Consider the following 17,678-nt stretch of genomic DNA (forward strand, 5'->3'; position numbering starts at 1 on the left):
TATCGTGCTCTGCGCCAGTTTGCGCAGGCGGCGCAGGACCTGCGACCTTACTCAGCTCAGAAGAGCTGGCGGATGTTCGTCCGGGCGAGATCGATGAGTTCGTCGCCCTTGCCCGAGAGCACCGTGCGGATCGCGTAGAGCGCGAAGCCCTTGGCTTGCTCGACGGTGATCGACGGCGGCATCGATAGCTCCTGGCGTTCGGTGACGACATCGAGGACAGCCGGCCCCGGGTAGGCGAGGAATTCCTTGACGACCTTCGGCAGGTCCTTGGACTTCTCGACACGGAAGCCCTTGATCCCGACCGCCTCGGCGATGGTGGAGAAGTCGGGATCGTCGAGGTCGGTGCCGAACGTGACAAAACCGGCCGCCTTCATCTCGAGCTCGACGAAGTTGAGCGAGGAGTTGTTGTACACGACCGTCTTCACCGGCAGCTTGTTCTGCGTGAGCGTGATGAGCTCACCGAGCAGCATGGACAGGCCGCCGTCGCCGGCGAGCGCAATGGTCTGCCGGCCGTCGAACGCCGACTGGACGCCGACGCTCTGCGACAGTGCGTTGGCCATCGAGCCGTGGCTGAAGGAGCCGATGAGGCGGCGCTTGCCGTTCATCGTCAGGTAGCGGGCCGCCCACACCACCGGCGATCCGACGTCGGGAACGAACACCGCATCGTCATCGGCCATCTCGTCGATGAGCCGGGTGAGGTACTGCGGGTGGATGCTCCGCTTCGACGGGGTCGCGAGCTCGTCGAGATCCTTGCGGGTCTTCGCATAGTGCTTGGTCATCGCCTTGAGATGTGTGCTGCTCCGGTTGGGCTTGATCTGCGGCAGCAGGGCCTCGACGGTGTCGGCAACCGTTCCGACGAGCGGGATGTCGACTTTCGTGCGCCGCCCGATCTGCGAACCGCGCACATCGACCTGGATAACAGTCGCGTCCTCGGGGTAGAACTGCTGGTAGGGCAGGTCGGTGCCGAGCATGAGCAGCGTGTCGCAGTCCTTGAGCGCAGCGTAACCGGAGGAGAATCCGAGCAGTCCGGTCATGCCCACGTCGTAGGGGTTGTCGTATTCGACGAATTCCTTACCACGCAGCGAATGGACGATCGGAGCCTGGAGCTTCTCGGCGATCGCGAGCAGCTCATCGTGGGCACCGTCGGTGCCGGCACCGGCGAGGATCGTCGTCTTCTTGCCCTTGTTGAGCGCCTTGACAGCGGCCTCGATTTGGGATTCGGCCGGGATCATGTGCGATTGGCAGCCTTTGACCACCTCGGCGGCGGCGTCGATTTCGGACAGACCGATGTCACCGGGGATGACGAGGACAGCGACACCGCGCTTCTCGATCGCTTCGCGCATGGCGATGCGCAGCAGTCGGGGCATCTGCTCGGCCGAGGAGACGTTCTCGACGTAGACGCTGCAGTCACGGAACAGCTCGGTCGGGTGGGTCTCCTGAAAGTAGTTCGAGCCGATCTCGTCGCTGGGGATCTGGGCGGCGATGGCCAGCACGGGAACCCGCGAACGCTGGGCATCGAAGAGCCCGTTGATGAGATGGAGATTGCCGGGTCCGCAGCTGCCGGCGCAGACAGCGAGTTCACCGGTCAGGGCGGCCTCGCCGCTGGCGGCGAAGGAAGCGGCCTCCTCGTGGCGGACGTGAACCCATTCGAGCTGCGGGTTCACGCGGAGGGCGTCCGTGAATCCGTTGAGCGAATCTCCCGGGATGCCGTAGACGCGCTTGACTCCGCTGGCGACGAGCGTATCGACGATGTTGCTGGCGACGGTGGGCATTGATTTCCTTCCGTTGAACCATGGCACCGGGGGTGCATTCACAGCCCCGGCAGGGGCGGCCCCGTGATCGAGGCCTTGACACCACTTTCAGTCTAGCCCCGAAGTCCAGCAGGGCGGCTGTCCGATTCCTCACCCACGAATGCGGGAATATCTCCCGTATCGGTCTGGGAACGGCCTCGCCGAGGCGGCCCTCACTTGGCCGGTATTCGCTCACTATTGATGTGTAAAGCAGCTTTCCACGTTCGTGAAACGTGTAAAAAATAGGGCGATTTTTTTACACTTTTCACGAACGTAGCAATAGACTTGCCATATGTGGACGCCGACAGAGCCATACAACGAACTGAGCACGCCGCCAATCGCCCAGCTGGAGTCACGAGAGGTGCTCAAGGCAACGACTGAGGCGCGAGCCGAACTCGCCGCTCTGGATCAGGCTGTGCATCGCCTGCCCAATCCGTCGATTCTGCTCAATGCAGTCACACTGTTGGAAGCACAAGCGAGCTCGGAGATCGAGAATATCGTGACGACCACAGATGAACTCTTCCAGCTCGCGTCGGTCGAGGGCACCCATGCCAACCCCGCGACGAGGGAAACGCTCCGCTACAGAACCGCTCTCTATACAGGGATCGAGGCGCTGAATTCCCGCCCGCTGTCCACCATCATTACCAGGCTGGTCTGTTCGAGCGTCAATGGCCAAGACATGCGGATCCGCGATCTTCCGGGAACATTCATCGGGGACCCCATTACTCATACTGTTCGGTACACCCCACCGGAGGGTCCCGAAGTCATTGCCGACAAACTCGACGCTTGGGAACGTTTTGTCCACGGGGAGCACGCACTCGATCCTTTAGTGGTCATGGCAGCGGCTCACTATCACTTCGAGGCAATTCACCCGTTTCCCGACGGGAATGGACGCACCGGACGAATACTCAATATCCTCATGCTGATCGAATCCGGATTACTACGCGAGCCCGTGCTGTACCTCTCCCGCTACATCATTGAAAACAAGAACATGTATTACCGACTGCTGCTCGAAGTCACAAAGAAGTCAGCGTGGGAGGAATGGATTCTCTTCATGCTCGAAGGAGTAAGACAGACAGCCGCACTCACACTTGCTCTCATCGACGAAATCCAAGCACTCCAAGAGAACTTCCGCGCTGAAATGAGAGCGAAGACAGCTGTCGGCCCCAACTCCGACGTGCTCGACCTTTTGTTCGAACGTCCCTACTGCCGCATCGTGGACGTCATAGAACGCGGAGGGGTCTCCCGACCAACGGCTTCAAAGTGGTTGAACGACCTTGTTTCCCAGTCGATGCTTGATACCGTCAAGGTCGGAAGAGACCGTCTCTTCATCAATTCGCGACTGCTGAAAGTGCTCTCACGCCCCGCCTGACGTTTGCTTCAGAATCTCGCATTCACGTCCGCGCCGACAGCAGGGTCGCCAGCGTGAGCAATCCGGCCATCGCCACCGCCATCATCGGATAGCCGCCGAGCACTCCGGCCAAGGCCGGACCGGCCACCGGCGCGAGCGCCGTGCCCGCGGTGATCGGGGCGACGAAGACGCCGTTGATGGCCCCGAAATTCTTCGTTCCCCACCGGTCGGAGACCGCCGTGGCCTGCAGCAATGTCATGCAGCCGCGCACTCCGCCGCCGAGCATGGCGATGCCGATGAGCAGCCAGATCGGGCCGGGGACCGTAGCGAGCAGCCACAGGCCGACCGCACCGGAGGCGAAGAGGATGACCGTCCGCGACCGCGTCGACGAATGCCGTTCCAGACTCGGGTAGCCGAACCGTCCGGCCACCTGGCCGAAGCCGACGAGCCCGAGGGCGATGGCCGCCAGACTGTAGTCGACACCGCGTTCGATGATGAGCAGGATGATGTTGATCGTCACCGCGAAGAGGGTGGATGTGGCGATCGCAACGGCGATCTGCAGGTTGATGAAGCGCGGGTGTCGAGTGACTTGGCGCAGTTCGGCCCGGCTCGACTTCACCGTCGATGCGGCCGCCTCGTCGGTCCAGGTGCGGTTGAGGAAGAACAGGTGCATCGGCAGTGCCAGGATAGCGAGCAGTCCGGCGAGCACACCGTAGGTTCCCCGCCAGCCGAGGCTGTCGATGAGCCAGGCGATGATCGGCGCGAAGACCGTCGTGCGAGCCCGCCGACGAGCGTGGTCGTCGTCAGCGGCTTCGTCCGCTCCGCCCCGTACCAGCGGGTGATGACGGCGAAAGCCGGTGGGTAGAGCGTCGCTGCCTGGGCGAATCCGGCGAGGATCCAAGCGGCGAAGAACACGAGGAGGTTCGGCGCGATCGCGACGAGCCCGAGTGCGAGTACCCCGATGGCCGTGCCCGCGCCCATGATCAGCTGCGGGCCGTGCCGGTCGAGGAGGCACCCGACGCTGGGTCCCATGAGCGCTGAGACGATGAGCCCGACGGTCAGCGCCGCCGTCACCGTCGTGTGGCTCAACCCCATATCGTCAGAGATCGGGGTGACCGCCACCGGCAGGGAGTAGTAGAGCAGACCCCAGCACACCAGTTCGGCGACGCAGAGAGCGGCCAGTCCCCCCGCGCGGTTTATCGGTCGTCATCGGGGCCCTCGCCGAGGCGGCGCTCCGTTCCCGTGCCACGACCCGCTCCTTCGCCGAGGCAGCCCGCCGTCTCCGCGCCGACCGCAGTCCGCAGTCGGTTCAGTGCCGTATCCCACGGGATGCGTTCCTGTTCGAGTCGAACGTGGCCTTCGGCGCGGAGCCGTTCAAGGGCCCGTTCCTCAGTGCCGGTGAGATGTGCGAAAGTGCCGGTGCTCGGCTTCGGTTCCGGTACCCAGAGATCCTGGTGTGCGAGCAGAGTCGCTTCGTCCATGAGTACCGACTCAACATCCGGCAAGTACGACCGCAAAATCGAAAGGATCGCGATGCCGTGCGAGTCGAGATCGCCCCAGTAGATCACACGGACCTTTCGAAGCCAGTCGAAACTTTGGACAGCATCCACGAAGTATCCATTTCCGTGAACAGCGACAGCACCCGGCCACTCGGGCATCGCCAGCACCGTTTCCAAATTCTCGAATACAAAGGCCAGCTTAGGTGTGATTGGCAATTGTGAGAGATGACTTATAGGGGCCTCGACGTAACTCAGTCCCCACGGTTGAAATGCCGGGTCGAGCATGCGCATCTTCACCCGCGGCTCCGCGTCAAGAATGGTCACCGCTTCCTCGTGCCCGATACTTCTGAGCAGGATGATGACTAGTGACCGATGGTTGGAGAACCATTTCGAATCGACTCCGCGGATCGGCAACTGCCGGGGACGCATAGGTTGTTGATGATGGTCTCTGAGCCATTCGACAACTCTAACTACGTTCTCGAACTCCGCAGAATCAAATTTTACGAGCTGGCTCAACTTTGATCTTAAAGTCCTACGAACTGTCGGGGTATCGCCAAGACGTACTCGGACGACCGAGCTTCGAGCTTTGTAGATTCGCCATTCGCGTTCAGCTTCGTCGCCAACAAACTTTGCAATCTCATCCGGCGAATGAAGGTGAATCTTCGTCGGCAACGTCTGTCGCCCAACTCGCGACCAGCTCCGAGAAACCCACTCGACTGACAGCCCGTACGATTCTTCGGCGTTTCGCCATTCTCTTGTCCATTCGGCCGCAGCATTTTGGTTCGCTAGAGCCTTTTGTTCGTTCAACTCACCGATTTTGCACTTGAAGTCGCCCTCGGTAATTCCAGATGCCCACTCCGCCATCGATTTCTGAAGCTTATTGCGCGCCTTGTCTCGAGCCTCGGCGACGGAGAGCATCGTCATTGGGCGTCCGAATCCTCGAACTCAAGCTCGACTTCACCGGCCACACGGATGCTGTCGGAGCCGTTCGCCTTCTCAGACTCATCTACCCCACCGGCACCGTCCGATCCCTCAGCTTCCGTGGCCGCTCCGGCACTGCTCGACTCTTCGCCAGCGCCAGCGCCAGCGACTGACTCCGACTCCGATTCTGGCTCCGAGACCGACTCAGCTCCAGCCCCGTCCCGCTCCGTCTCGTCCCACACCATCGTCGAGGTCAGGGTCTTCTGCCGGCTCGGATTCTCGATCGACGTGGCCGCACCCACATAGGGTTCGATCGTCTGCAGCAGCTTCTGCGGAGTCGCCAGCACCATGTGGAAGCCGAACTCGATGAAGATGTCCAAGGCCATCCGCGTATACCGCGTATCCGCTTTGTCGAAGGCCTCGTCGAGGATGATCGTGCCGTACTTCGAGATCGCCTCATCCGGGTCCGCCAACTGATAGCGCAACGCTGCCGCCAGGCAGAAGATCACGAGCTTCTGCTGCTGACCGCCGGACATCGCCGCACCCGAATCGTAGGTGGCATGTGCACGACCATGATCGTCGATCTCCTCGGCGAGGAAGCTCACGTGCAGGCGTGTGTCCAGACATTGGTTCTTCCAGACCTTGTCGACGTGTTCGCTGGATGAGAATCGGCGCATCACCTCGGCGAGGGTGTCGTACTTCCTCTCCGCAGTCTCCATATCGTCCTCACCCCAGCTGCCGCTCGCCACGAGGCGGAGATCGGCGATGAAGGCATTGACGGTCTCGGACCGACGGGTCTTGACCTTCAGCCGCAGGTACCGGTCCTCGTCGAACTGCGAGCGCAGCAAGGAGGAGTTGATCGGCGCGACCCGGTCCTCGATCTCCCGCGGAGCCGCATGGATCTCGTTGAGGAGTTCGCCGATGAGATCCCGGGACCGCTGCTGCAGCAGATCTCGGAACCGGTTCTCATGATCGGGCAAGCCGTGCGCTTCGATCTCATCGAGCATCGCCAGGTAGGCCCGACGATCATCGACTTCCGCGGTGAGCTGGGACGATACCGACGGCCATGCGGCCTTGAACTCGGCAGCCAACCGAGTCACGGACTGCCCCGACCGACTTGCATCGGCTTGCGCCCGGTCCTTCTCCTCCTGCAGCACCTGCGAGACCTGCTGGCCCACCTCGGCGAGGTTCTCCCGCTTGATGCTGCGTTGGATCTTCCGGAACCGTTCGTCCAATTGTTCGCCGAGGTGGCCCTCGACTTCCGCCACCCGACCGGAGTTGACGTCGTCCTCGATCCGGGTCATGTTCGAGTGCAGACGCGTCGATTCCTCGTTCGCTCGGCGAAGAGCATAGTCGGCATCGTTCTTCGCTGTCTCGGCCGCGTCCTTGACCGCCTTGGCTTCGCGTTCGGCGCCGATCGCCTGCTGCAGGTCGCCGTCGGCATCTTCGAGTTCGGCCAGCTGACGCTCAAGAGTCGCAACCTTCTCGGCCGCTCCGTCTCGGTCGACGTCGCGCCAGGACTGTTCGCGAATACCGGCGAGGATGCCGCGGCGACGGTGGGCCTGTGCGGTTTCGGCATCAGCAGCCGCGACCACCTGTTCGGCCGCGGCCAGTTCCGACTGAGCCTCCTTGAGGGATTCGACGAGGGCTTCGAGTTTCGCTTCGCGGTCGCCGAGGACCCAGTGGCTGCGATCGTCGATGGCCCGCCGGTCGTCCTTCTCGTACCGGGTGCGTGAGGTCTTGACCTGGCCCTTGACGGTGACGGCGCGCGGATGGTCGTCGAGTTCGTCCGGGTGGTCGACACAGGCGAAGTCGAAGCGTTCGGACAAGGTGGTCCGGACCCAGTCGCCGAAGCCGGTGTCGCTGACATTCACCTTGTTGACCAGCGACTTCTCACTGCCCACGGGGCGTGGACTCGGCACTGAGCGCGGGATCTCTTCGAAGACGAGGCGACCGCGGATGCGGTGGGAATCCACCCACGTGCGCACGGCCGAGAGGTTCTCAGAACGGACGAGGACGGTCAGTGCCATGGGCCGCAGCACCCTCTCGATGGCACCCGTCCACCGGGCCTCGTCGGGGTCGACTTCGATGAGTTCGGCCGCGAACGGCAGCGCCTTCTCGCTCAGTCCGGTGCCGGCGGCGAGCTCGGACCTGATCGTCATGAGGTTGTTCGGCACGGTCGATCCGGACCGCCGCAGGGATTCGATCTCCCCTTCGAGTTCGCGGACCTTCGCCCTCGCCTGGGAGAACCGGTCGTGATCGGCGTGGCTGGGTCCGGCGACCTGCGTGTCGTCGTCGAGGCTGGAAGCGATCTGAGCCTGCAGTTCGGCGAATTCGGCGGCAGTGGTCGGGGCGTGCTCGATGCCGGCCTGCTCAAGCTGGCGAGCCAGCCCAGACCAGCGTTCGGCGATGGCGCGGCGTTCGGTTTCGGCGGTGTCGATGCGCTGCTGAAGGTGTTCGGCCTCGGAACCACCGAGTTCCAAAGTGGCCCGTCGGGCCAAGTCGTACTCGTCGACTGCGGCGTCGAAGTCACGTTTGGCGCGGTCAGCGGTGACTTCGAGTTCGACGATCTGCCTGGTCAGCGCCGAAAGGTCGGCGCGAAGGATATCGAGCTCGCGCCGCTTCTGGTACGGCAGCAGAGCTTCGCTGAGCGCGATCGACTTCGCTGCGATGTCGTTGGCGGTCTCGAAACGGGAGGCGGCTTCGCGCAGCTGCAGCAGATGATCGCGCTGTTTGCGCAGTTCGACGACATGGTCATGAGCGTCCTTGAGGTCACCGAACTGGGCGACGGCGGTCTCAGCGAGGTCGAAGGTCACCGGACTTTCGAGCATATGGTCTCGGAAGAGCCGGTCGAGGCTGTCCAGGCTCTTCGCCGACTGTGTCTTGTGCAGCAGCTGGAGTGCGGACTCGTCCGCCATTCCGAAGGTCTTGCGCATCCGTGCATAGAACTTTCCGTGGTGGCCGTTCGACGTGACCACCGCATCAGGATGGTCGGCCTTGAGTTTGCGGGTCTCGAGTCCGGAGCGCGCATAGTGCTGCAGGTCGGAGAGGTCGAGGTCCGCGCGCTCGAGGACACAGGCGTCGGAGAGGTCCGTCGTTTTCGTGCCCGAACCCTTGATGAAGAAGAGTCGGGCCAACGACAGGGGCTTGTCGCTGCCGTTGTCGTAGCGGAGGATGATTCCGCTCCAGGTGGCGCGCGGACGCAGATATTTGCTGACGACCCGGTCCTCTTCGGAATCCGCGGTGCGAGTCCAGGCCCCGCGGACGTAGCTGACGAGGCTGCGCTGATCGAGGCGCGCGCCCGCGGTCTGAGCGGCAACGTTGAAGCGCAGCCACTTGTCCGGGGTGAGTACTGCGGCGATTCCGTCGAGGAGGGAGGACTTGCCCGAGCCCGAGGGCCCGGTGATGAGGTGGCCCTTGTGGGAGACGGGGATGCGGTGGATGTCGGCGTCGAAGGTGCCCCAGTTCGCGATCTGGATCTCGCTCAGGCGCCACTGACTGCCGACGTCGGGCCGGTTCGCTCCGCGAGCACGCGCCTGGTCGGCGACGAAGGCGGCATCGAGCGGGAAGAGTGCTTCGGTCACGCGTCGTCCCCCTCGGTGTCGGCGTCGATGTCGGTATCGGCATCGGCATCGGATGCGTCGGTGGCGGTCTTGTCGACGACCGCCTCGGCGATGGAGTCCCCGCCGTCATCAGACTTGCCGTCATCGATCTCGTCAGCGTCGATTTCTCCAGCATCGGTCTCACCAGCGGCGATGCGTTCGTAGACGGCGATGAGCTCGCGCACGCGGTCCTCGTCGATGAGGAACTTCACCATGGGAGAGATCTCGAAGCGGTCTTCACCGGCTTTGTGGAGCACACGCAGTCGGTTGCTCATCCGCGACCACGCGCCGTTGAGATTGCGGTGGAAGGTCGATTCGTCCCCTGTGCGGTAGATCGCGAGGCGTTCATAGACCTCTTCGCGATCGACGATCACGCGCTTCTCCCCCGGCGCGGCCAACAGCAGCTGCCGGAGCACCAGCAGCATTGCCGTGTCGAGGAAGGTGAGTCGTTCGCTGCGCACCGCGGCGGGCGCGTCGATCTCTTCGGTGACGATCTTGCGGGTGAATGCGAATTCGTCGACCCGGTCGATGACGAGGTCGAGGAACAGATCGTGCAGGCGCGAACGGACGAGACCTTCGTCCGCGACGAGGGCGGCCCACAGCTGCGGGGCCTGCGTCCCGGACACATACGGCCCTTTGAGCAGTTCGAGCAGCACTCGGCGGGTGCGCTCTCCCAATGTTCCGGTGTCACCGGACCACAGACCGCTGGGGTTGTGGCTGAGGTCGTCCGCAGAATCGGTGGATTCCATCGCCGAGGCGGCCCCCACCTCGGCGGGGGCTGTGTCGTTGTCGTGGTGGGTGGGGCTCATAGGGTGATGCCTTCGGTGAAGTAGTGGCGGCGGATCGCGGCGGTGCGGACGATGCCGTCGATGCCGGCCCAGGTGAGGATTTCACGGTTGCCGACATCGACGTGGCCATAGGTGCTGGCCAGGGACAACAGGCCGACGACGCTGGCCAGGCCCTGTGTGGCGGGGAAGGTTTCGAGCACCTCCGCGACGGAGGCCTCGTGGGTGGAGGTGACGACGGAGTTGATGTTCTCGGTGAGTTCGGCGAAGTCGATTTCGGATTCGCGGGCGACAGCGATGAGTTCGGCGAAGTCGATCTCGGAGTCCGTGGCCTCGCAGAGTTCCGCTCCGGCGTCGAACTCCTCGGGGTCGTGGAGGATGACCTCGCCGACGCTGCCGAGTGAGACGCTGGAGAGTTCGAGGTCGATGCCGATCTCGTCGTAGGGTTTGAGCTCCTGCGACACGGGCGCGGCCGCGGCGAGGCCCTCTTGGAGGAGGGTGCGCATGACGCGGTCACGTTGGAATTCGTGGGAGTGGACGTAGCGGCGCAGGCCACGGGCGAACTCGGTGAGGATGTCCGAAACCTCGTGAGACCCGTCCTTCATCTGGCGCATCAGGGTGCGCAGGGAACGGCGGGTGGCCAGGGAGAGGGTGGCGGAGAAGTCCCGGTCGAGGATGACGGCGATGTCGTCGTCGAAGGCCGCGGACTGTTCGGGGTCGCGGACGAGGGCGGAGAACGCCGAGAACGTCCGACCTTCGTCCGAGGACTCGATGAGATCGACGCCGCGGAACACTTCGTCGAGGACTTGGGACTGGGAGTCCTCGGCGGCCAGTATCGAGACCCGCAGTTCCTGATTGAGTTCTTCGAAGCGGGCACGCACGCGGGCGAAGTCGGCGGGCAGTCCCTGCGCCTGCTGGAGGATGTCGGAGACGCGTTCGTTCGCGCGGCGTCTGTCGAGGACGACGGAGCGCGGATCGCCGCGGCGCACACGGGCGATCTCGGCGTCGATGCGGTCGCGTTCGGCGCGCAGGGAGGCGAGGCGGCGAGAGCTGTCCGGGTCGGTGTCGATGGCCAGCTGTCGCACGGATTGGGCGAGGCTGATCAGCCGGGATTCGGTGGCGGTATGTGGTGGGGTGCGCAGCTGTTCGAGCATGCGGATGGCATCGAAGCCGGCGGCGGAGAGTTCGTAGGTTTCGCCTCTGGCGGCGGTGGCGGGCCGGCGGACGAGGATTTCGGCGCGACGCCAGTCATCGCAGTAGGCCTTCGCTGTCCGCAGCGAGAGGTCGAAGTGGTCGCGGAGCTCCTCGAGGTCGGCATCGATGCTTTCGTGCAGATCCTCGGTGTTCATCCTCGTGCCGGGCTTGCCGAGATGCGCGTCGAGGGTTCCGGCCATGACCGCGAGGTTGTCGGCCCGGAGCATGCGCAGGGTGGCATTCGATTCGAGCAGTCGCCGGTAGGCGAGCGCGGATGACAGGGCGGACATAGGAACTATTCTCTGCGCCTAGGCGGGTGCACGCCAATTCGCGAGTCGAGTGAGGTCAACGGCTGTCGCTCCTCCCTCCGAAGGTGTCAGGGTCAACAGGTCGGTCCTTCTTGGACATCTTGGCCACGACAAGACAGTAAGACTCGAGGACGAGGTCGTGGAGAAGATCGGGATCGAGACGATCGCCGGCAGTTGCGGCGCCGGGTTCGCCGCCGTCATCGCTTCCCTCCCCTGCGACGGTGATCCAGTGCTTCTTGTTCATGTGATGGCCGGGTGAGATCTCCGCATAGGCGTCGCGCAGCACCTCACCGTCGAGGGGATCGATCTTGAGGTTGAGACTCGGAACTCCCCGCAGCTCGTATGCCATCATGAACATCTTTCCGCGCACTTTGTACACGGCATTGTCCGGCCCGAATGGGTGGTCGAGCTCGACCGAGGGGTACTGCATGGCTTGGTCGTTGGCCAAGCGGAGCACGGTGGCGGGGTCCATGCGTGGAGGCTAGCAAAGGCCACTGACGTTAGACTCGAATCATGCCTGAGACCACACCCCGCACCGCCCCTCACCTGCTCTTGGCCGCTCTCGGCGGCACCATTGCATCGACCGCCGATGCATCAGGCGGGGTTGCCCCAGCACTCAGCGGAGCCGAGATCGCTGCGGCCGCGGGCCTCGACCAGGTCTGGCCGGATCTGCAGGCCGATTTCACTCAGGTCGCTCAGGTCTCGAGCGCGAATGTCACCCTCGAGATGCTCTTCGACGTCGTCGATCTCGCCCGCACGTCCACGGCCGATGGCATCGTCCTCACCCAAGGCACCGACACTCTTGAAGAGTCCGCGTTCGGGCTCTGGCTGCTCAATGACTCGAGCACTCATATCGCTGTCACCGGGGCCATGCGCAATCCGACTCTGCCCGGAGCCGACGGGCCGGCGAATGTCCGGGCCGCCGCGCTCACTGCCCTGTCCGACCAGGTCAGACACCTGCCTGCGTCCCTTGTGTTCAACGACGAGATCCACGATCCGAGGTTCGTGACGAAGGCGCACACCACCTCGACGGCGGCGTTCTCCTCCGGGCCCATCCTCGGCGCGATCGGATGGCTGAGCGAAGACGATCTCCATCTCCCGCACGCGCCCCAGCCTCCGAAATCACCCTTCGCCGGACTTCCCCGTCCGTCTCAGCTGAGCAAGGTCGCCCTCGCCGAGGTGGGGATGGGCGAACCGGAAGAGACCCTTGATCTCATCGCCGGTTCCGGTTTCGACGGCGCCGTGGTCTCCGGGGTCGGCGGGGGCCACGTCCCCGAGGAGTTGCTGCCCGCTGTGGCTCGACTAGCCGAGAGGATGCCCGTGGTGCTGGCCTCACGTACTGGTTCGGGTGCGAGCCTGCACCGCACCTACGGCTATCCGGGCGGCGAGATCGGCCTGCTCGAAGCGGGACTCGTGCCCGCTGGCATCCTCGATGCCCGCAAGGCCCGCATCGTGCTCAACCTGGCGCTGAGCTTCGGCCTCGACCCCGCCGAGGTGTTCGGTCACTTCGCGTGAGCTCGCCGAGGCACATGCCCGTCTGAACAGCAATACCGACTTCACCAACCAAGAAAGGCGGCGTCGACCAGAACTGGCCGACGCCGCCTTCTCGTTTCCGATTCAGGGATGAACCGACAGCCTCAGCTGTCGGCGCCCACGGCGACGACCATCTTGCCGAAGTTTCCGCCGGTGAGCAGATCGTTGAAGTATTCGGGAGCCTTCTCGAGACCGGGACGGATGTCCTCGCGGAAGCGAACCTTGCCCTCCTTGAGCCAGCCGCTCATGTCCTCAAGGAACTGCGGGGTCAGACGCTCGGCGAACTCGGTCTGGATGAATCCGCGCACGAGCAGCGACTTCGACAGGATGTTGCCCATGAGCGCTCCCGAACGGTCCGGCCCCTCGGGCAGCGAGGTGAGGTTGTAGTTGGCGACAAGACCGCACACGGGCACGCGAGCGAACGTATTGAGCCGCGGCAGCACAGCATCGAAAACCTCCCCGCCGACGTTCTCAAAGTAGACGTCGATGCCCTGCGGCACCGCCTCCTTCAGCTCCTGCCGCAGGTTCCCAGTGCGGTGGTCAAGTGCCACGTCGAAGCCGAGCTCCTCGAGGTGAGCGACCTTGTCCGGACCGCCGGCGATGCCGACTGCGGTCGCACCCTTGATCTTAGCGATCTGACCGACGACGGACCCGACGGGCCCGGTCGCGGCGGCCACGGCCACGGTCTCGCCTTCCTTCGGCTGACCGATCTCGAGCAGACCTGCATACGCGGTGAACCCGGGCATGCCGAGCACCCCGAGGTGGGTGGAGATCGGTGCGAGCTCCGGATCGATCTTGCGCAGATGCCCGGTCGACTCCACCGAATACTCCTGCCACCCGCCGTAGCCGAGCACGATCTCACCGGCGGCGAAGCCCTCGGCATTGGATTCGACGACCTCGGACACGGTGGCACCGACCATGACATCGCCGACCTCGACGGGCTTGGCGTAGGACTTCGCGTCCGACATCCGGCCGCGCATGTACGGGTCGAGCGAGAGGTAGAGCGTGCGCAGCAGCACCTGGCCCTCGCCCGGGGTCGGCACAGGCACCTCGTCGAGCAGGTAGTTCTCCGCAGTGGGAGCGCCCACGGGGCGCGAATTCAGGCGAATCCGATGGTTGGTCGTCATGGAGACGGTTCCTTTCAGCAGCAGATCATTCTTCGCTTGTGTGCTTCATTGCGGCGACAGGTGCATCCGCGACGATCACCGATGCTGTCGGTCATAACAACCATTCTGAGGTCGCCGATGTTCCTGATCGAACGATTTTTCTGGCATCGAGGCGGGCCCCAATCGGGCCTTCCCCACCAGGTCGCGGGCCACGGTCTCCCACTCGGGGTCGAGGGCCCAATCGAAATCGCCGAGGTGGTCGAGCAGATGGCTGCCATTGTCCCGGATGACTTCCGACCACTCCCTCGGCCACGCCCCGAAGTTCGCCGCCGCGGCGAGTTCGTCGACGTCCTTGAACACGGCGCCGGTCGGGTCGAGCCGGCCGTCCTCTGCGTGCAGAGGAATAGACGCGATCGGGAAGGTGATATCGAGGATGTGATCGCTGGTGAACAGCGCATCATCGTTGCGTCGGTGCGTGGACTCAAGATTGATGTACCACTCGACCCGCACGCCGCCGGACTCTGGACGATCGACATCATCCCCAGCATCTTTGAGCAGCACCCACACGGAGAACGGAACCTCGGGAGGGACGATCTTGAGCACCCCGCGACCCCGCCATGTGCCCTCGACATTGATCCTCGTCGGCGCCTCGGACAGCGGTCGGAACCGTGCCTTCAACGGCACATCGTGGGCGTTCGTGTCCTCCCACCCGACGATGCGGGTCTCCTGCGTCGGCGTACCCCCGGCCAACCACAGGACAGAACCGGACGGCCCGTCGGCGATGACACGCATCGGGCGGGCCACCTCGGCGAGGTCGCGGTCGAAGTCGAAACGACGGAACGTCCAGGTCACGGTCTGTCCCGGAGTCCAGTACGGCGCCTTCCCCACGGGTCTGACCTGGGACGCAGTGGGGATCGTGAACGGATCGCGCAGGCTCATGCGGGCAGTCTATGCGTCGGGCATGGGCGAGCGCTGAAGACCTGGGCGGCGAGGCCATAGAGTGGGGCCATGAACGACTCCGATGACGCAGCCACTCAGACCCTCTCGGCCGCCCAGACCGCACCCATTCCCCCGACCGCGGATCCCGCCCCGGAGACGACGATCGGTCGCACCTTCGAGGTCCCGGACACGATGACTGCTCCCCCGCGCAGCGATGCCGAAGTCCCCGACTACGTCCGTGCCCTCGGCCTGCCGGGGCTCGCCGACATCCACGTCCATTTCCTTCCGCAGAACGTGCTCGACAAGGTGTGGGAGTACTTCGACAATGCCGCGGACAACTACGGCCGCGACTGGCCGATCAACTACCGGTACGACACGGACACCCGCCTGAATATCGTCCGCGAGCTCGGCCTGCGCGCGATCCCGGCCCTGACTTACCCGCACAAACCCGGAATGGCCGCGTGGCTCAACGAATGGAACGCCGAGTTCGCCGCCGCCCACGACGACGTCATCCACTGCGGCACCCTCTATGCCGAGCCCGAATCAGCCGACTACGTCCCGGCCGCGCTTGCCGCCGGGGCGAAGCTGTTCAAGGTCCACGTTCAGGTCGGTGTGTTCTCGCCCGACGACGAGGTCCTCGACCCTGCGTGGAGGGCACTCGAAGAGGCCCGAGTGCCGATCGTCATCCACGCCGGTTCTGCTCCCCTGCCGGGCACGTACACCGGGCCGCAGGCGGTGGCGAACGTTCTGGCCAAGTTCCCGCAGCTGAAGTTCGTCATCGCCCATATGGGCATGCCCGAGTACGACGAGTTCGCCGATCTCGCCGAACGTTTCGACAATGTCTGTCTCGACACGACGATGTTCGCCTCCGGGTATTTCTCCGACCCTGCCGAGGTGACCCCCGCCTACCGCGAACGCCTGGCCAGACTGGAGGACAAGGTCATCCTCGGCTCGGATTTCCCCAATATCCCCTACCCGTACGTCGACCAGATCGCAGGCCTGGCCGCCCTGGGCCTCGGCGACGATTGGATGCGTTCGGTGCTGTGGACCAACGGCGCGAAGGTGCTCGGGCTCGACCGATCACACGAGCCCGACTGAATCTCACCCCTCACAGGGCACGCGGTGAGCTCCGATGGCGTCGGCAAGCATCTCCTCGTCGATGGGAGCACCGCGGCGGATGACGCTGATCTGACCGGTCGATTCGAGGATCACGCAGGCGACCTCGCCGAAATTGCGGATCCCGGCCGAGCGCAGCTTCGCGACCAGTTCGTCGTGATCGACGTGGGTCCTCGCGAGGTTGTCGGTGAGGATCTCGGATCCGGCCATGAGCACGACGGCCGGTGAGTAGACGACTTTGGCGAGCATTCCGAATCGGCGGCTGTACCCGCTCAGCGCCTGCAGGGCGAGCATGGTGGCAAGCGCAAGTACGCCCGCGACGAGGGTCGGAGTGTCACCGAGGATGGCCCGGCCGATGATCGCCCCGATGGCGATGACCGGGGCCAGGTCGAAGCTGGAGAGATTCGACAGCGTGCGCTGGCCGAAGATGCGCAGCAGCAGAATGATCCCGACGTAGAAGACGACGCACGAGACGACGACCCTGACCGCGTCGACCCCGTCGAGCCCGAATTCCATCCAATCCATGAGAACCTCCGGACAGGATGATACCGCCACCGAGGCGGCCCGCCCCGGATCTCAGACCGAGCGCAGCCATTCGTCGACGGTCTTATCGGACATCCTCGGCGTCGGTGGGATGAGTCCGTCACGGGCCATCGGCCCGGCCTTGATCGTCATCGTGTCGACGAGTTCGAACCATTGGGCGGATCGGAACATCAGCAGCTGTTCCTCCGGGATGAGCCGGCGAAAGATGCGCTCCTGCATCGCCTTGCCCTGGTAGTAGCCCATCATCCGCGACTCGGCGGTCTCCGGACGAAACGCGATCGACAGGACGGCCACGGAGGTGCCGGGCTGCTCGGCCGCCGCCTCGGCGACTCTGTGACCGCGTTCCCGCAGCTGGGGCACCAACTGCGCGCCGAAGGTTCCGGTGGCTCCATAGGCGGTGATCTGCATGATCGTCGAACCCTCAGACGCCGCACGGGCGGGCCCGAATTCGAGCCCGCCCGTGCGCCGGTCGTTTCTCAGTTCTGGTTGACTGTGACGGTGCCAGTATCAGCTGTGGCCGAGATCGGAACGAGGATCCTGCCCTTGGCTTCCTCCGGGTCATCCGCCACATCGAACTTCTTCAGATCGGAGGCGAGGTCGACGGTGCCATCATTGGACTTCGCGTTGATGCGGTAGAAGAAGTCCTCATCCAGCTCTTCCGAGGTGAGCTTGAGATTCGGCACCCGCAGCTCGATCGAGCCCTCTTCCGTCTTCGCGATGATTCCGCCGGCGGGCATCGCCTGATTGGTGAAGTCAAGGTCGACGGTTCCCGTCGAACTGACCACGTCGATGCGGTCGCTGACGGTGAGGTTCTCACCTTCGATGGCACCGACTCCGGTCTTGGCCGACACCGTCCCGAAGTCTCCGTCCAGGTAGGTGGCACCCCAATCGCTCGTGGTCCGCACCTTCTGTGCCGAACCGGTCACACTCGCGGTCCCACCGCCGGTGTCGGCGTTGATCTCGGCGAAGTCACCGGTGACATCGAACCGGC

At 64.1% G+C, this 17,678-nt stretch carries 15 protein-coding genes and 1 pseudogene; 3 read left to right on the forward strand and 13 right to left on the reverse strand.

Translation table 11 applies throughout. The annotated features are described in order from the left end of the window. Positions 1 to 56: 56 nt before the first annotated feature. On the reverse strand, positions 57 to 1,772 hold the full coding sequence (poxB, locus tag ACTIIH_RS08840; protein WP_441091303.1) for a ubiquinone-dependent pyruvate dehydrogenase: 1,716 nt from the start codon (positions 1,770 to 1,772) through the stop codon (positions 57 to 59). A gap of 310 nt (positions 1,773 to 2,082) precedes the next feature. On the opposite strand from poxB, the gene ACTIIH_RS08845 reads away from it, so the two are divergent. After that, entirely contained in the window at positions 2,083 to 3,162 is a 1,080-nt protein-coding gene (locus ACTIIH_RS08845; protein ID WP_441091304.1) for a Fic family protein, read from the forward strand. A gap of 22 nt (positions 3,163 to 3,184) precedes the next feature. Here the strand turns inward: ACTIIH_RS08845 and ACTIIH_RS08850 are convergent, their stop codons facing one another. From ACTIIH_RS08850 to ACTIIH_RS08880, 7 genes are all read right to left on the reverse strand, one after another. Continuing rightward, complete coding sequence (locus tag ACTIIH_RS08850) at positions 3,185 to 3,850, reverse strand: MFS transporter (protein ID WP_441091305.1); 666 nt, start codon at positions 3,848 to 3,850, stop codon at positions 3,185 to 3,187. Further along, on the reverse strand, positions 3,757 to 4,236 hold the full coding sequence (locus ACTIIH_RS08855) for an MFS transporter (RefSeq protein ID WP_441091353.1): 480 nt from the start codon (positions 4,234 to 4,236) through the stop codon (positions 3,757 to 3,759). The genes ACTIIH_RS08850 and ACTIIH_RS08855 overlap by 94 nt, the downstream gene beginning before the upstream one ends. Before the next feature lie 101 nt (positions 4,237 to 4,337). Next, positions 4,338 to 5,564, reverse strand: a complete 1,227-nt coding sequence (locus tag ACTIIH_RS08860; protein WP_441091306.1) for a Wadjet anti-phage system protein JetD domain-containing protein — start codon at positions 5,562 to 5,564, stop codon at positions 4,338 to 4,340. Then, complete coding sequence (locus tag ACTIIH_RS08865) at positions 5,561 to 9,145, reverse strand: ATP-binding protein (RefSeq protein WP_441451474.1); 3,585 nt, start codon at positions 9,143 to 9,145, stop codon at positions 5,561 to 5,563. Before ACTIIH_RS08865 ends, ACTIIH_RS08860 begins: the two co-directional genes overlap by 4 nt. Then, entirely contained in the window at positions 9,142 to 9,972 is an 831-nt protein-coding gene (locus ACTIIH_RS08870; protein ID WP_441451475.1) for a DUF4194 domain-containing protein, read from the reverse strand. Before ACTIIH_RS08870 ends, ACTIIH_RS08865 begins: the two co-directional genes overlap by 4 nt. Further along, positions 9,969 to 11,432, reverse strand: coding sequence for a DUF3375 domain-containing protein (locus ACTIIH_RS08875; RefSeq protein WP_441451476.1), 1,464 nt, complete (start codon positions 11,430 to 11,432; stop codon positions 9,969 to 9,971). The genes ACTIIH_RS08870 and ACTIIH_RS08875 overlap by 4 nt, the downstream gene beginning before the upstream one ends. A 55-nt stretch (positions 11,433 to 11,487) precedes the next feature. Then, positions 11,488 to 11,922 (reverse strand): MmcQ/YjbR family DNA-binding protein, encoded by a 435-nt coding sequence (locus tag ACTIIH_RS08880; RefSeq protein WP_441451477.1) that lies wholly within the window; start codon positions 11,920 to 11,922, stop codon positions 11,488 to 11,490. Positions 11,923 to 11,963: 41 nt separating this feature from the next. Between ACTIIH_RS08880 and ACTIIH_RS08885 the strand changes: the two genes are divergently transcribed. After that, positions 11,964 to 12,965, forward strand: a complete 1,002-nt coding sequence (locus tag ACTIIH_RS08885; protein WP_441451478.1) for an asparaginase — start codon at positions 11,964 to 11,966, stop codon at positions 12,963 to 12,965. Between the two features lie 122 nt (positions 12,966 to 13,087). Here ACTIIH_RS08885 and ACTIIH_RS08890 read toward each other — a convergent pair whose 3' ends face one another. Then, positions 13,088 to 14,110 carry an NADP-dependent oxidoreductase gene (locus tag ACTIIH_RS08890; protein ID WP_441451479.1) on the reverse strand — a complete coding sequence of 341 codons (1,023 nt, stop codon included), beginning with the start codon at positions 14,108 to 14,110 and terminating at the stop codon, positions 13,088 to 13,090. A 75-nt stretch (positions 14,111 to 14,185) separates the two neighbouring features. Further along, positions 14,186 to 15,028: a DUF402 domain-containing protein gene (locus ACTIIH_RS08895; protein ID WP_441451480.1), complete on the reverse strand. Its 843-nt coding sequence runs from the start codon at positions 15,026 to 15,028 to the stop codon at positions 14,186 to 14,188. 69 nt (positions 15,029 to 15,097) lie between these two features. Between ACTIIH_RS08895 and ACTIIH_RS08900 the strand changes: the two genes are divergently transcribed. Continuing rightward, positions 15,098 to 16,126, forward strand: a complete 1,029-nt coding sequence (locus tag ACTIIH_RS08900; protein ID WP_441451481.1) for an amidohydrolase family protein — start codon at positions 15,098 to 15,100, stop codon at positions 16,124 to 16,126. Positions 16,127 to 16,129: 3 nt separating this feature from the next. Here ACTIIH_RS08900 and ACTIIH_RS08905 read toward each other — a convergent pair whose 3' ends face one another. The 3 genes and pseudogenes from ACTIIH_RS08905 to ACTIIH_RS08915 all read right to left on the reverse strand — a co-directional run. Further along, positions 16,130 to 16,669, reverse strand: coding sequence for a DUF421 domain-containing protein (locus ACTIIH_RS08905; RefSeq protein ID WP_441091323.1), 540 nt, complete (start codon positions 16,667 to 16,669; stop codon positions 16,130 to 16,132). A 51-nt stretch (positions 16,670 to 16,720) separates the two neighbouring features. Further along, a complete protein-coding gene (locus tag ACTIIH_RS08910) occupies positions 16,721 to 17,095 on the reverse strand; it encodes a hypothetical protein (protein ID WP_441091324.1) in 375 nt (124 codons plus the stop codon). A gap of 68 nt (positions 17,096 to 17,163) precedes the next feature. After that, a pseudogene (locus ACTIIH_RS08915) lies at positions 17,164 to 17,678 on the reverse strand (hypothetical protein); the annotation flags it as partial.

This window comes from Brevibacterium sp. (assembly GCF_052105255.1).
Classification (GTDB): Bacteria; Actinomycetota; Actinomycetes; order Actinomycetales; family Brevibacteriaceae; genus Brevibacterium; species Brevibacterium linens_B.

Bases quoted from the DNA above. Each gene is read 5' to 3' on its own strand.
- ACTIIH_RS08910 (WP_441091324.1), bottom strand. From the start codon at position 17,095: ATGCAGATCACCGCCTATGGAGCCACCGGAACCTTCGGCGCGCAGTTG.
- ACTIIH_RS08900 (WP_441451481.1), top strand. From the start codon at position 15,098: ATGAACGACTCCGATGACGCAGCCACTCAGACCCTCTCGGCCGCCCAG.
- ACTIIH_RS08870 (WP_441451475.1), bottom strand. From the start codon at position 9,972: ATGAGCCCCACCCACCACGACAACGACACAGCCCCCGCCGAGGTGGGG.
- ACTIIH_RS08875 (WP_441451476.1), bottom strand. From the start codon at position 11,432: ATGTCCGCCCTGTCATCCGCGCTCGCCTACCGGCGACTGCTCGAATCG.
- poxB (WP_441091303.1), bottom strand. From the start codon at position 1,772: ATGCCCACCGTCGCCAGCAACATCGTCGATACGCTCGTCGCCAGCGGA.
- ACTIIH_RS08895 (WP_441451480.1), bottom strand. From the start codon at position 15,028: ATGAGCCTGCGCGATCCGTTCACGATCCCCACTGCGTCCCAGGTCAGA.
- ACTIIH_RS08845 (WP_441091304.1), top strand. From the start codon at position 2,083: ATGTGGACGCCGACAGAGCCATACAACGAACTGAGCACGCCGCCAATC.
- ACTIIH_RS08885 (WP_441451478.1), top strand. From the start codon at position 11,964: ATGCCTGAGACCACACCCCGCACCGCCCCTCACCTGCTCTTGGCCGCT.
- ACTIIH_RS08880 (WP_441451477.1), bottom strand. From the start codon at position 11,922: ATGGACCCCGCCACCGTGCTCCGCTTGGCCAACGACCAAGCCATGCAG.
- ACTIIH_RS08860 (WP_441091306.1), bottom strand. From the start codon at position 5,564: ATGACGATGCTCTCCGTCGCCGAGGCTCGAGACAAGGCGCGCAATAAG.
- ACTIIH_RS08855 (WP_441091353.1), bottom strand. From the start codon at position 4,236: ATGGGGTTGAGCCACACGACGGTGACGGCGGCGCTGACCGTCGGGCTC.
- ACTIIH_RS08905 (WP_441091323.1), bottom strand. From the start codon at position 16,669: ATGGATTGGATGGAATTCGGGCTCGACGGGGTCGACGCGGTCAGGGTC.
- ACTIIH_RS08890 (WP_441451479.1), bottom strand. From the start codon at position 14,110: ATGACGACCAACCATCGGATTCGCCTGAATTCGCGCCCCGTGGGCGCT.